Source organism: Streptomyces sp. NBC_00075, from assembly GCF_045041225.1.
GTDB lineage: Bacteria > Actinomycetota > Actinomycetes > Streptomycetales > Streptomycetaceae > Streptomyces > Streptomyces adonidis.
In genome coordinates this window covers 8,186,899-8,200,449 of sequence record NZ_CP108243.1, presented here as the reverse complement: position 1 = coordinate 8,200,449, position 13,551 = coordinate 8,186,899, and the positions used below count along the sequence as shown (strand labels likewise).

General features: G+C 71.0%; 12 protein-coding genes. 5 read left to right on the top strand and 7 right to left on the bottom strand.

The window, feature by feature from the left end:
- The first annotated feature begins 8 nt into the window (after positions 1-8).
- Positions 9-734 (top strand): class I SAM-dependent methyltransferase, encoded by a 726-nt coding sequence (locus OG787_RS35885; RefSeq protein WP_405538020.1) that lies wholly within the window; start codon positions 9-11, stop codon positions 732-734.
- A 12-nt stretch (positions 735-746) separates the two neighbouring features.
- Here the strand turns inward: OG787_RS35885 and OG787_RS35880 are convergent, their stop codons facing one another.
- Positions 747-1,931, bottom strand: coding sequence for a serine hydrolase domain-containing protein (locus OG787_RS35880; RefSeq protein WP_405538019.1), 1,185 nt, complete (start codon positions 1,929-1,931; stop codon positions 747-749).
- Positions 1,883-3,208 carry a multidrug effflux MFS transporter gene (locus OG787_RS35875; RefSeq protein ID WP_405538018.1) on the bottom strand — a complete coding sequence of 442 codons (1,326 nt, stop codon included), beginning with the start codon at positions 3,206-3,208 and terminating at the stop codon, positions 1,883-1,885. Before OG787_RS35875 ends, OG787_RS35880 begins: the two co-directional genes overlap by 49 nt.
- 136 nt (positions 3,209-3,344) lie before the next feature.
- On the opposite strand from OG787_RS35875, the gene OG787_RS35870 reads away from it, so the two are divergent.
- From OG787_RS35870 to OG787_RS35855, 4 genes are all read left to right on the top strand, one after another.
- A complete protein-coding gene (locus tag OG787_RS35870; protein WP_369030775.1) occupies positions 3,345-4,346 on the top strand; it encodes a Gfo/Idh/MocA family protein in 1,002 nt (333 codons plus the stop codon).
- On the top strand, positions 4,346-5,098 hold the full coding sequence (locus OG787_RS35865) for an SDR family oxidoreductase (RefSeq protein ID WP_369030774.1): 753 nt from the start codon (positions 4,346-4,348) through the stop codon (positions 5,096-5,098). Before OG787_RS35870 ends, OG787_RS35865 begins: the two co-directional genes overlap by 1 nt.
- Positions 5,099-5,546: 448 nt before the next feature.
- Entirely contained in the window at positions 5,547-7,043 is a 1,497-nt protein-coding gene (locus OG787_RS35860) for an ABC transporter permease (RefSeq protein WP_369030773.1), read from the top strand.
- A gap of 84 nt (positions 7,044-7,127) precedes the next feature.
- Entirely contained in the window at positions 7,128-7,817 is a 690-nt protein-coding gene (locus tag OG787_RS35855; RefSeq protein ID WP_405538017.1) for an ABC transporter ATP-binding protein, read from the top strand.
- Positions 7,818-7,889: 72 nt separating this feature from the next.
- Here OG787_RS35855 and OG787_RS35850 read toward each other — a convergent pair whose 3' ends face one another.
- The 5 genes from OG787_RS35850 to OG787_RS35830 all read right to left on the bottom strand — a co-directional run bounded on the left by OG787_RS35850 (position 7,890) and on the right by OG787_RS35830 (position 13,549).
- The gene (locus tag OG787_RS35850) at positions 7,890-8,912 is read right to left on the bottom strand and encodes an aldo/keto reductase (protein ID WP_405538016.1); all 1,023 of its coding nucleotides are present in this window, start codon (positions 8,910-8,912) and stop codon (positions 7,890-7,892) included.
- A gap of 62 nt (positions 8,913-8,974) precedes the next feature.
- On the bottom strand, positions 8,975-9,298 hold the full coding sequence (locus tag OG787_RS35845; protein ID WP_235479590.1) for a nuclear transport factor 2 family protein: 324 nt from the start codon (positions 9,296-9,298) through the stop codon (positions 8,975-8,977).
- Between the two features lie 255 nt (positions 9,299-9,553).
- Positions 9,554-11,002, bottom strand: a complete 1,449-nt coding sequence (locus tag OG787_RS35840; RefSeq protein ID WP_405538014.1) for an NADase-type glycan-binding domain-containing protein — start codon at positions 11,000-11,002, stop codon at positions 9,554-9,556.
- The gene (locus tag OG787_RS35835) at positions 10,999-11,556 is read right to left on the bottom strand and encodes a phage tail protein (RefSeq protein ID WP_235479588.1); all 558 of its coding nucleotides are present in this window, start codon (positions 11,554-11,556) and stop codon (positions 10,999-11,001) included. The genes OG787_RS35840 and OG787_RS35835 overlap by 4 nt, the downstream gene beginning before the upstream one ends.
- 31 nt (positions 11,557-11,587) lie before the next feature.
- Positions 11,588-13,549: a putative baseplate assembly protein gene (locus tag OG787_RS35830; RefSeq protein ID WP_369030768.1), complete on the bottom strand. Its 1,962-nt coding sequence runs from the start codon at positions 13,547-13,549 to the stop codon at positions 11,588-11,590.
- Between the last annotated feature and the right edge of the window lie 2 nt (positions 13,550-13,551).

The following is a 13,551-nucleotide window of genomic DNA, read 5'->3' as shown; positions in this document are numbered from 1 at the left end:
GTCACCCCATGCCCAACGAGGTCTTCCAGCACCCCCGCCTGGCCGCCGTCTACGACCCCCTCGACCCCGACCGCTCCGACCTCGACGCCTACGTCGACATCGCCGCCGAGTTCGCAGCGCACCGCGTCCTCGACATCGGCTGCGGCACCGGCGTGTTCGCCCTCCTCCTCGCCGCCCGCGGGATCGACGTCATCGGCGTCGACCCCGCCCTCGCCTCCCTCGACGTCGCCCGTGCCAAGCCCGGCGCCGAGCACGTCCGTTGGATCCACGGCGACGCGACAGCCCTGCCGTCCCTCCAGGCGGACCTCGCGACGATGACCGCGAACGCGGCCCAGGAGCTCACCGATCCGTCCACCTGGCAGCGCACCCTGCGCGGCGCCCACGCCGCCCTCCGTCCCGGCGGGCACCTCGTCTTCGAGAGCCGGGATCCGGCGAAGCGCGCGTGGGAGCAGTGGAACCGTGAATCCTCGTACCGGGTGACCGACATACCCGGCGTGGGCGCCGTCGAGAGCTGGGTCGAGCTGACCGGCCTCAACGGGCCGCTCGTCAGCTTCCGTTGGACCTTCGTGTTCGCCGAGGACGGGGAGGTACTGACCTCCGACTCCACGCTGCGTTTCCGTGAACGGGCCGAGATCGAGGCGGAGTTGCTCGCCCAGGGTTACGAGGTGAGAGGCGTACGCGACGCACCCGACCGTCCAGGACGGGAGTTCGTGTTCCTCGCACGGCGGCCGTAGCCGCACACGCCCTCATCTCCCCCGTACCGCCCGAGCCACCCGATCCCCCAACCCCGCCCTCGGCCCGTTCCCCACCCGCCCCCAACTCCGCTTCGGATGCACGGTGTTGGCGAGCAGCACCACGAACGTGTCCGTGGCCCGGTCCAGGACCAGGGACGTGCCCGTGAAGCCCGTATGGCCCGCCGCTCCTCGCCCCGCCAACTCCCCCATGAACCACGGCTGGTCGACCGCGAAGCCCAGGCCCGGCGGCGTCAGCAGCAGCTCCACGTAGTCCGGGCCCAGGATGCGCGCCGGGCCGTAGGCGCCGCCGGCCAACAGGCAGCGGCTGAAGACCGCCAGGTCGTGGGCCGTGGAGAACAGGCCCGCGTGGCCCGCCACGCCGCCCAGCGCCCACGCGTTCTCGTCGTGGACCTCGCCCCGCACCATCCCCCGTTCCGCCTTGGCCCAGGGTCGGCGCTGGTCCTCGGTCGCCGCCGCGTCGGGGCAGGGGCCGAAGTCGGTCGCCGTCATGCCGAGGGGGCGGGTGATGCCCTCGTGGATCAGGACGTCCAGCGTGCGGCCCGTGATGCGCTCCAGGACGTACTGGAGGAGGAGCATGTTCAGGTCGGAGTACGCGTACACACCCGGTCTCGACGACGGGGCCTCCGCTCTCAGCAGTGCCTTGCGCGCCGCGTCGTCCGGGCAGTCGTACAGCGGGAGTTCGGGGCGCAGGCCCGAGGTGTGGGTCAGCAGCTGGCGGACCGTGATGTCGTGTTCGGCCGCCGCCGTGAAGTCCGGCAGATACGCGGCCACCCTCGCGTCCATGCCCAGCGTGCCGCGCTCCAGCTGCTGCACCGCCGCCACCGCCGTGAAGAGCTTCGTCAGGGAGGCCAGGTCGAAGGGGGTCGACATCGTTGCCGGGGTCCTGGCCTCCGGCGGGAGTTCCACTCCCGTGTCCGTGCGCTCGTCGTACGACGCGTACCGCACCGCCCAGCCCGCCGCCTCCCGCACCGCGATCACCGGGCCGCGGCCGACGATCACCACCGCGGCCGGGGCCCATGGGCGCTCGCCTGTCGTGAGGGCGCGTACCTCTCGTACGAGGTGACGCATCTCCTCGGGGTCGAGGCCAGCCCGTTCCGGGGTGTCGACGCGCAGTCTCGGTGCGGCGCTCAGCTCTCCGCTCCCTCCAGGGTCGTACGTCCGTTCCAAGGACGGCACATTCCCACGAAGCAGCCGACCGCCACCAGTGCTGCCGCCAGTTGGACGACGGCCATCGGGACGGCGGTGTCCTCGCCCGCGATGCCCACCAGCGGGGAGGCGACCGCGCCGATCAGGAAGGAGGTGGTGCCCAGGAGGGCCGATGCGGCGCCTGCCGAGTGACGTGTTCGCAGCAGGGCCAGCGTCTGGGTGTTGGGCATCGCCAGACCCATCGCCGACATCAGGACGAAGAGCGCCACCGACACCGGGAGCAGGCCCACCTCGCCGAACACGCCCGTCGCCATCAGCAGGAGCGCCGTAGCCGAGAGGGTGATGACGGCCAGGCCCACCGCCAGCACCTTGTCCATCGACACCCGGCCGACCAGCACCTTGCCGTTGATCTGGCCGACGATCACCAGCCCGATCGAGTTCACGCCGAACAGCAGGCTGAACGTCTGCGGGGAGGCGCCGTAGATCTCCTGGATGACGAAGGGGGACGCGGCGATGTACGCGAACAGGGCCGCGAAGGCGAAGCCGCCCGCCAGGACGTAGCCGGTGAAGACGCGGTCCGCGAGGAGGGTGCGCATCGAGCGCAGGGCCTCGCCGACCCCGCCGCTGTGCCGGTCCGGCGGGTCGAGGGTCTCGGGGAGGCGGAACCAGACCAGTACCGCCAGCGCGATCCCGACCACCGTGAGGACGGCGAACACACCCCGCCAGTCCGTCACCCGCAGGATCTGGCCGCCGATGAGCGGCGCGACGACCGGGGCCACCCCCGAGATCAGCATGAGGGTGGAGAAGAAGCGGGCCATGGCGTCGCCGTCGTACAGGTCCCGTACGACCGCCCGCGCGATCACTATCCCGGCCGAGCCCGCAAGGCCCTGGACCAGCCGGAAGGCGACCAGGAACTCCAGGCTGGGGGCGATCCCGCACAGGACGGTGGCGACCACGTACACCACCAGGCCCGCCAGGAGGGGGCGCCTGCGGCCCCAGCGGTCGCTCATCGGGCCGATCAGCAGCTGGCCGAGGGCCATGCCCGCCAGGCACGCGGTGAGGGTCAGCTGGACGCTCGCGGCGGGCGCGTTCAGCGAGGTCGTGACCTCGGGGAGGGACGGGAGGTACATGTCCATCGCCAGCGGGGGCGTCGCCGTCAGCCCGCCGAGGACGAACGTGACGAGGATGCCGGTGCGGCGGAGGGAGCGGGCGGGGGCCTTCGGCAGGGGGACGGGTGCGGGTATCTCTCCCCGTGTCCCTCCCTGGGAACTCTTCTCGTCCCGCGCGGTTCGGCCACGCTCGGGCATGCGCCCCTCCCTTTTCGAGTAATCCGCCACCTATGCTCTCAGCTCGTAACAGGCTGTTCGTACAGCGTGTTCGAGGTCACAGAGGCCGTAGTGGGTTCATAGAGGGTTCATGGAGATCACGGGACTAGGGGCTGGCATGTCGGCTGAGCGCGTGCGGTGGGGAATTCTGGCTACGGGAGGGATCGCGGCGGCGATGGCCGCGGATCTGGTGGACCTGCCCGACGCGGAACTCGTGGCGGTCGCCTCCCGGTCGGAGGCCTCCGCGAAGGCGTTCGCGGAACGGTTCGGGATCCCCCGGGCCTACGGCGACTGGGCTTCGCTGGCCGAGGACACCGACGTGGACGTGGTGTACGTCGCCACTCCGCACTCGGCGCACCGGGCCGCCGCCGGCCTGTGTCTGGAGGCCGGGCGGAACGTGCTGTGCGAGAAGGCGTTCACGCTGAACGTGCGGGAGGCGGAGGAACTGGTCGCGCTGGCGAAGGAGCGCGGCGCCTTCCTGATGGAGGGCATGTGGACCTACTGCAACCCGGTCATACGGCGACTGAAGGCGCTGGTCGACGACGGTGCCATCGGTGAGGTGCGGACCGTTCAGGCCGACTTCGGGCTTGAGGGCCCTTTCCCGCCCTCGCACCGGCTGCGGGACCCGGCGCAGGGCGGCGGGGCGCTGCTCGACCTGGGGGTCTACCCGGTGTCGTTCGCTCAGCTGCTGCTCGGGGAGCCGGACGGGATCTCGGCGAGAGCAGTGCTCTCGGCGGAGAGCGTCGATCTCCAGACGGGAGCACTGCTCTCCTGGGAGAGCGGCGCTCTCGCTTCGGTGCACTGCTCCATCGTCGGCGGTACGTCCATCAGCGCGTCGGTCACCGGTTCGAAGGGCCGCATCGACGTACCCGACGGGTTCTTCTTCGCGGACCGGTTCGTCCTGCACCGCGACGGCCGTGACCCCGAGGAGTTCGTCGCCGCCCCTGACCACGGCGCCCGCAACAGCTTCCGGCACGAGGCCGCCGAGGTGATGCGTGCTCTGCGGGCCGGCGAGACCGAGTCCCCGCTCGTCCCGCTCGCCGGCACCCTCGCCGTCATGCGGACGATGGACACGATCCGGGAGCAGATCGGCGTCCGCTACCCCGGCGAGGCCCGCTGATGAGTGCGGGGAGGATCGCGGTCGTCACCGGCGCCGGTTCCGGCATCGGGCGCGCAGTCGCCCTCGAACTGCTCGGCGCCGGCTGGTCGGTGGCGCTCACGGGACGCCGTACCGAGCGGCTGGAGGAGACGGCGGCGCTCGCGCCGGACGGTGACTCCCTCGTCGTACGCGCCGATGTGGCCCGACCCGACGACGTGGCCGCCCTGTTCGCGGCCGTGCGGGAGCGGTTCGGGCGGCTCGATCTGCTGTTCAACAACGCGGGGACTTTCGGTCCCGGCGGGGTGGCGTTCGAGGACCTGGAGTACGAGGCGTGGCGGCACGTCGTCGACACCAACCTCAACGGGGCGTTCCTGTGTGCGCAGGCGGCGTACCGGCAGCTGAAGGAGCAGGATCCACAGGGCGGCCGGATCATCAACAACGGGTCCATCTCCGCCCACACACCCCGGCCGCACTCGGCGCCGTACACCGCGACCAAGCACGCGCTGACCGGCCTGACCAAGGCGTTGGCGCTGGACGGACGGCCGTACCGGATCGCGGTCTCGCAGATCGACATCGGGAACGCGGCGACGGACATGACCGCGCGAATGCAAACGGGCGCTCTCCAGGCGAACGGTGAGGTGGCGCCCGAGCCCGTCATGGACGTGGCCGACGTGGCGCGCACCGTACGGCACATGGCAGAGCTGCCGTTGGAGGCAAATGTGCAGTTCGCCACGGTTCTGGCGACGACGATGCCGTATGCGGGGCGCGGCTGAGCGACACCCACGCACATGTTCGAAGTATCAACCTGCACAAGTGGAATTGATTGCTCCGTAGCGTTCGAGCCGGTCGCAGGCATATGCTCGACACGCCTTCTCCATCAGAGCTTCACACTTGATGCTCCGAGGTTCCGGTAGTACGCACAGTACGACGCGGTACGAAACGGACCACACCGAGGGGGGAAGGCGACAGCCGCTCCATGGCGCATCCGGGTGGGGGTGGACCTCGCGTGGGACCGCGGGGTACGCACCGGGTCATGGAGCGGCTGTCGTGTGCTCGGGCACATGAACACCAGGGAAAACGGGCCGCGCGCCTTAATTGTTCGTGAGTGTTTCGGCCCCGATTTCTCAGTCCCCGCACACCGTTTACCCAGTTCCCCACAAAGGTTCCTCCCTAGCTTGTGGCAGCGCCCACATGGGGCGCCAAGAACCTTTGAGGAACGGGATGTTTGGCATCTATCTCAAGCGGGAGCTGAGCCGGCGCAAGAAGGCGGCTCTGGTCATCGCCATGGGTCTGGCGCTCGGTATCGCGCTGGTCATCACCGTCAACTCGGTGTCGGCCGGCATGCAGCAGGCACAGGAAAAGGTCCTCCAGTCGCTCTACGGCCTCGGCACCGACATGACGGTCACCAAGGCCAGGACGGCGCCGACCGGCAACAGCCAGTCGGACAGACCGAACTTCGAGTTCGACGCCAGCTCGAACGACTCCGACGACACCCAGAGCAGCGACCGTGTGACGACTCAGGGCGGACAGACCCTGAAGTCGGCGCTGGTCACCAAGGTCGCCGACCAGAAGGGCGTGTCGGCGGCGGTGGGCGCGCTGAGCCTCAACGTCACCAAGGTCGACGGCTCCTTCACCCAGGGCAAGGCGCAGACCGACACCTCGTCGTCGTCCTCGTCCTCCGGTCAGCAGGGCGGCCCCGGCGGCGGCCAGGGCGGCAGCTCCGGCAGCACCGCTCCGCCGCAGGTGCAGGGCGGCGGCGCCTCGTTCGACGTCAACTCCTACTCCGTCATGGGCATCGACGTGACGAACCAGGAGCTGGGCCCGCTGGCCACCACGACGATCACCAGCGGCAAGACGTTCACGACGGCGCAGGCCAACGCGAAGGTCGCGGTGCTCAGCAAGTCGTACGCCAAGGAGAACAAGTACACGGTCGGCAAGACCATCACGATCTCCGGTACGAAGTACAAGGTCATCGGTATCGCGACGCCCGAGAGCAGCGAGTCCACGACCGACGTCTACCTGCCGCTCAAGCAGGCGCAGACCCTCGGCGACTCCGCGAACCTCGTCAGCACGATCTACGTCCAGGCGACCGACTCGAAGCAGATCGACACCGTCAAGTCGACGATCCAGAAGAACATCTCGGGTACGACCGTCACGACCTCCGCCGACCTCGCGGAGACCGTCTCCGGCTCCCTCTCCACGGCCTCCAACCTCGCGACCAGCGTCGGCAAGTGGCTGTCCATCGCGGTCCTCGCGGCGGCGTTCCTGGTGGCCGCGCTGCTCACCTCCTCGGCCGTGTCCCGCCGGGTACGTGAGTTCGGCACGCTGAAGGCGCTGGGCTGGCCCTCGCGCAAGGTGACCCGGCAGGTCGTCGGCGAGTCCGTCGTGAACGGTCTGATCGGCGGCGCGCTCGGCATCGGCCTCGGCCTCGCGGCGGCGTACGCGGTGACCGCGGTCAGCCCGAAGCTGACCGCGCAGCTCGGCAACACCGGCGGCGGTGGCGGGGGCGGCATGGGTGGCGGCCCCGGTGGCGGTGGCGGCCCGGGTCAGCAGTCCGCGGCCAACACGATGGAGATCGCCCTCTCGGCACCGGTCTCCCTCACCACGATCGCGCTCGCGGCGGGCCTCGCCATCACCGGCGGTCTGATCGCCGGGGCGATGGGCGGCTGGCGGGCATCCCGGATGCGGCCGGCGGACGCGCTGCGCAGCGTGTCGTAAACCTCCCTGCAATTCCCCCGGTTCACCGGTTCACCGGTTCTCCCGGTTCCCCTCCCCCCATTCCCGTACGTCACGGAGTCGTTCATGTACAAGCTCACCGGTGTCACCAAGAGATACACGCGGGGCAAGGAGACGGTGGAGGCGCTGCGCGGCATCGACCTCGTCATCGAGGAGGGCGACCAGCTCGTCATCCAGGGTCCCACCGGCGGCGGCAAGTCCACCCTCCTTCAGATGATCGGCGGCCTGGACCGGCCGACCGAGGGCAGTGTCGAGCTGGACGGTGTCGACCTCGGCTCGATCAGCGAGGCCAAGCTGACCCGGCTGCGCGCCGAGAAGATCGGCATCATCTTCCAGGCGTTCAACCTCATCCCGACGCTCACCGCGCAGGAGAACGTCGAGACGGCGCTCGTACCGCTCGGCGTGAAGCCCGCCGAGCGGCGCGAGCGGGCGGCCGAGGCGCTGGGTTCGGTCGGTCTCGGCGACCGGCTGTCCCACGCGCCGACCGAGCTGTCCGGTGGTCAGCAGCAGCGCGTCGCCATCGCGCGGGCGTTGGTGAAGAAGCCGAAGGTGTTGCTCGCGGACGAGCCCACCGGCAACCTCGACGAGGGGACGCGGGACGACATCATGGCGTTGCTGGAAGGGTTGTGGCGGGAGCATGGGTTGACGTTCATCATGGTTACGCATGACTCGTCGATCGCTCGGCGCGCGCCTCGCGTGGCGACTATCAAGGCGGGTCAGTTGACTGTTACTGAGCAGGATCAGTACGTCGGTTAGGTGGTTTTTTGGCTGCGGGCCGGTGGGGGCCGGTCGCGCAGTTCCCCGCGCCCCTAAAACGGGTTGGGTCGCTCATCGCCCGAGCAGTTGGTTGATCTCTGTCAACTGGGCTGCGGTGAGCGGCCCTTTCTTTATTGCGCCGGCGTTTTCCTCGGCCTGTGCCACTGAGCGGAAGCCGGGGATGGGGATGGTGTGGGGGCTGCGGGCCCAGAGCCAGGCGAGGGCGCCCTGGGCGAGGGTGCGGTCGTTGCTGGTGAGGATCGAGCGGAGTCCGTCGACCTGGGCCAGCCAGTCCGGGTCGGCGCCTGTGCCGGGGGTGAAGCCGGGGAGCCAGGCGGGCGGTGCGTTGCGGATGTCCCCGGCTTCCAGGGCCTGCCCGGCGGTCCGCTTGCCCGTCAGCAACCCCATGGCCAGCGGGCTGCGGTTGATGCTGGCGAGCCCCAACTCCTCGCAGAGCGCGATGATTTCGGGGGCGTCCTGCATGACGTTGAGGCAGTGCTGTACGGCGGCGCAGTGCGGGCCCTGGGCGAAGAGGGCCGCACGGGCCGGGTCGTCGGTGCTCCAGGCGTAGGCGCGGATGAGCCCTTCGGCCACCAACTCCTCGCAGACGTCCAGGAGTTGGGCCGCCGCGTCCAAGTCGCCCTCGGACAGGTGCAGTTGGTACAGGTCGACGTAGTCGGTGCCGAGGCGGGCGAGGGAGGCGGTGAGGGCGCGGCGGACGTACTCGGGGCTGTCGTCCTGGCCGTCGGCGATGCGCGTCCGCTCGTCGAAGAGGTTGCCCCACTTGGTGGCGACCACGACGTCCGTACGGTGCTTGCCGAGAGCCCTGCCGAGGACGCGCTCGCTGTGGCCGGTGCCGTAGACGTCGGCCGTGTCGAAGAAGGTGACACCCAGGTCGAGGGCGCGGCGGACCGCCCGTACGGACTCGTCGTCGTCGACCTTGCCCCAGCCGAGAGGCTGTCCGTCGGGTGCGGCCCACTCGCCTCCGATGGCCCAGCAGCCGAAGCCGAGGGGGCTGACCTCTATGCCGGTGCGGCCAAGGGTGCGGGGGTGCGCGAAGGTCTCCGTGGTCGCAGTGGTCTCCGTGATCTCCATAACGGGAGACGTTAGGAGTTGGAGTCCACTTCAGCGCAAGGGGGCGGGCGTACGTACGGGTGTCAGGCCTGGCCCGTCTCGAAGCGCAGGATGCGGCCGTCGTCGACCGTGAAGGTCCACTTGGTGCGCATCTCGCCCCAGGTGTCGTTGCTGTAGTTGGCGACGAGGACGCGGCCTCCCCTGGACTCGTTGGCCACGTCCATGTGGCCGTGGGAGGAGAAGATCTCGCGCTCGGTCCAGTCGGCGAGGTCGCGGTCCGAGCCGTCGTCGGACATGGTCGCGTCCGGGGCCAGGACGGCCTGGAAGGCCTCGCGGTCGTGGGCGTTCACGGCGCTGACGAAGGCCCGGACGGCCGGGTCGCTGAGCTTGGCGGTCTGAATCGTCATGCGGGCCAGACTGGCACCGCACCCGGGCGCCCGCCACCCGAAGGGTTGTTCGCCCCCGCCGCCCCTACCCGTCCCATCCCTGGGGGCTGCGCCCCCAGACCCCCCTTTGTCCTCAAACGCCGGACGGGCTGAAAAACCTAGCCCCTTGGGGTCCCCCCTCTGGGGGAGTTTGAGGAGCGGGGATTCGGGGGCGGAGCCCCCGAGGATGGGACGGGTAGGGGCGGCGGGGGCGAGAATCTGCGTTTCGCCGGCCGCCTACGACCCGCTCGCGTTGGAGCGCCCGAAGAACTCGATCTCCGCGATGGCCACCTGCTTCTCGGCGGACGCCGCATGCGCGGAACGGAGTACGAACCGCACCGCACTCACCGACCCGACACGAAACGCCCGGCTCTGCGGCCCCGCGCCCTGGTCCAGCGTCAGGACACGCGTCGTCTTCGTCCCGTCGGCCATGGTGATCTCGGCATCGATCCGCTTCGGCAGCGCCGACTCGGTGATCGTCTCGGCCCGCGCCGAGACACCCGGAGTGATCATGACGTCCAGCAGCCGCGTCGGCTCGGTGAAGCGCACCTCGATCCACTCCCCCTCGCCCGACTGGGCGACCCCGGGCCCCCACCAGGTGTTGCTCCGCTTGTCGAAGAGCAGCTCGGGCTTGTGCCCCGGGTACGAGCGCGAGGCGGTCACCTTGTCCGGGTCCACCGGCGCCCGCTTGGCGAAGTGGTCGCGTACGCCGTTCACCGCGTCACCGACGTTCATGACCGCCACGATCACCAGGGTCAGCACCAGCGCGCCGACCACCCAGTTCAGGACGCGCCCGAAGCCCCGGCGCAGTCGCGGACGGTCCCCCGCCCACGGCCTCTCACCGTTGCGCAGGTCGAGCAGCCGACGCCACCACGGCCGCCGCAGAGCGGGCTGGTCGGGGCCATGGCCCGACATGGGCATGGCACAGCGCACGCAGAAGTGCCGGTCGGGCATGTTCGGCGTGGCGCACCAGGGGCACGGCAGGCCGCCCTGCACGCCGGGATCCCGGCCCGGGGCCCGGACCTGCGGCCGGTCGGCGACCGGACGACCGGGCAGCACCGGCGCGACGGACGGCTCCGGGGCGGCCCGGGGTTCGGGGTCGGACACCGGCACGAGGAGGGACCTGACGCGGGCGGCGGTGTCGTCCGGAGAGTCCGGCGCGGGGGCGGGGTCCCCAGCGGGCACAGGGGGCGCAGCGGGCACCGCAGGCTGAGGCAGGGTGTCGTCATCGGCGCCCTCCGGAGCCTCGTCCAGGCGTTCGTCCGGGCGTTCACCGAGCCGCTGGTCCAACCGCTGATCCAGCCGTTCGTCCAGTCGCTCCAACCGTTCGCCCAACCGCTCCAGCCGTTCGTCCGACCCCTCCGGCTCTTCCTCCGTCCGGGCCGGCTCCCTACGAGGTGCCCCGGCGTCCCCGGGCCTCGGGCTGAAGAACGCCTCCCGACCGGGTGCGGGGGCCGTGGACGCCCCGCTGCTCACCGGCCGGGGCTCCTCGCGACGCGTTCCCGCCGTACCCGCCGTACCCACCGCGCCCGCGGACTCCCCCGCCGGCACGGCTACCGGATCGGCGGCGCCACCCCGGGGCGCGCTCTCCCGCTCCGACCAGCTCAGCACCGCCCCGCAGGCGTCGCAGAAGGACTGGCCGGGCTCCGCCCGTGTTCCGCATTCGGCGCAGCTCTGGCTGGTCATCTTTCCGGGGTCCTTTCGGCGGCGGTCACCTTGACCGTGTAGGGCATGTGGGCGGGTCGGGCCGCGGCCACGAGGCTGTCGAGCCGGTGTTCGTCCGCGGGTGTCGGGTCGGGCAGCCGCAGGGTGACCCGCAGATGGGGGCGGGGGTCGCCGGGGACGGGGCCGAGGGGGCGGGCGTGCCAGGTGGCGGCGCCGCTCTCGGTGATCTCCGGGGTCACGCCGAAGGCGAGCCGTACGGCCTCGGACAGGCCTCGTACGGTGCCGCGTATCCGGTGCAGATACGCGGCGGCGGCGACGGCAGCGCGCAGCCGGTCCTCCGGTTCGGTGCCGTCGATCTCGGCGCCGACCCAGCCGCCGAGCCAGGTGGTGAAGTCGAGCGGGGCCAGGGACGGCGTGAAGTAGGAGTCCATGCAGTCCAGGGCGTTGTGGATCGGGGCGATGACGTCGTCCAGGCCGCCGACGAAGCGTTGTGCCAGGTCGTCGTCGGCGAAGACCGCCGGGAGCATCGCGCCGATGGGCGCCGAGGAGCCGAGTCCGTCGATGGAGCCTCTCAACTGGCCCTCCCCGAGTGCTGGTTGGCTGTGCTCATGCGCCGTCCCCGATCACACGCACCCGGTGGTCGAAGGAGAACACCAGGGACGGCGGGGCGAGATCGATCCGGTTCGTCGCCTCGCCGCGCTTGCCGGTGAGCGGGTCGGCCGGGTGCAGCTGCACCTCGTCGACCAGCTCGACCCCGGGTACGCGCTGAAGCACCGCGAAGACCTCGCCGGACTGCACGGGACGTCCGAAGGGCCAGCCCTTGCCGTCGGTGCCGCCGGTGAGCGGGTCGAGGTGGCGGTAGAGGGCGTCGTGCGCCTGCCGCCGTACCCGGTCCGTGTCGACGCCCCGGAAGGCGTGCACGGTCGCGACCACCGTGACGCCCTGGTAGAAGGGCGGGCCGACCGCCAACCGCGTCCCGATCAGGCGTCGTTCGTCGAGGTGGCGGGTGATGCGCTGCAACAGGGCGTCACCGGGCACGAGTTGCTCGAAGCGCAGGCGTCCGCCGGGGTCCGGGACGGCCTGCGGTACCACCAACACCCGTACCGCGTACGCCCCGTGCTCGCCCTCCTCCCCTTCCAGGCAGGTGATGCGGGCGGTCTCGGGGGCGGCTCGGCGGGCCAGCTCCTCGTAGTCCCGGAGGGTGACCGCGCGTTCCTGGGCGCGCAGGGTGATCGGCGCCCGGACCTTCGCCTCCTCGACGGTCTCGCCGTCGACCCCACCCCGCGCGGCCTCCCGGTTGTTCACCTCGGAGACGTACGGGATCGAGCTGCGCAGCACCTGTACCGCGCCCCGGGCGACGTTGCCTGCCCGGCCCCCGCCGGTGCGGTAGCGGCGGGCGCGGAGCACCGCGCCCTTGGGCGGGACGGCTCCGTACTGGCGCAGGGTGCCGTCGGGTTCGCGGACGGCGGGGCCGAAGGCGATCTCGCCGGTCGCGGCGTCGAGGGTGAGATGGCGGTCGTCGGGGGCGGAGGCGGAGAAGTGCGGGACGACCTGCCAGTCCGTCCAGCCTTCCGGTCCTGCTGCGGACTGGAGGAGCAGGGGCGGGTCGTCACCGACGACCGGCGCGTTGGCCAGGCGGAGGCGCTGGCCGGGCAGCCCTGTGGACTCGCCGAGGGCCTCGTCGTACACGGTGTCGGCGTGGATGGCGCGGGTGGTGCCGCCCATCGTGAAGGCCTCGGCGGACCGGATGGTCGGTGAAGTGGTGTAGAAGGGCTGGTTCTTGAGGGGCTCGGTGACCCGGCAGCGCAGCCAGCCGGCCTCCCGGCCGCCGGTGCGGGAGAGGGTGTGGCCGCCGGGGATGTGCAGGATGACCTCGCCGGGGCGGTTGAGGCCGCCGGTGCCGTCGCGGTCGACCTCGCAGGCCACCCAGCCGTCCTCGGTCCACGCCTCCCACACCAGCGGCGGCTGGCGCGGGTCGACGCCGACGCCGTCGACGCGGCTGTCGAGGTCGAGGGCGATCGCGCAGTGCGGTACGGCCGCACTGAGCCCGAAGAGCATGCAGTCGCCGGGGCTCGGGGCCTCGGCGAAGCACAGCACGTCCTTGCCCTCGGTGAGGTCGGCGGTCCGGTCGGCGACGGGCACGCCGTTGTTCTGCACGACCAGGTGACCCAACTCGCAGGGCACGATGGCGAGTTCGCGTTCCGTGGCGAAGACGACGGCCTCCTCGCTCTCGGTGCGGAGCGTGGCCGCCTCGGTGCCGGACGGCAGCAGCACGGTCTCCTCCTGGGGCGCCGACAGCCAGAACGTCACATCGGTGCGGGCCGCCGAGGGCGGGAAGAGGGTGATGCCGACGAGGTCGAGGAAGGCCAGGTGGTTCTTCTCCGGGACGCGGTTGAGGCGGTAGACGATCTGGTCCGCCATGTGCGCGACCGTCTCCACGAGGGTGACGCCGGGGTCGGAGACGTTGTGGTCGGTCCACTCCGGGGCGCGCTGCTGGATGTAACGCTTGGCGTCGTCGACGAACTGCTGGAAGCGGCGGTCGTCAAGGTTCGGGGAAGGCAGGGCCATCG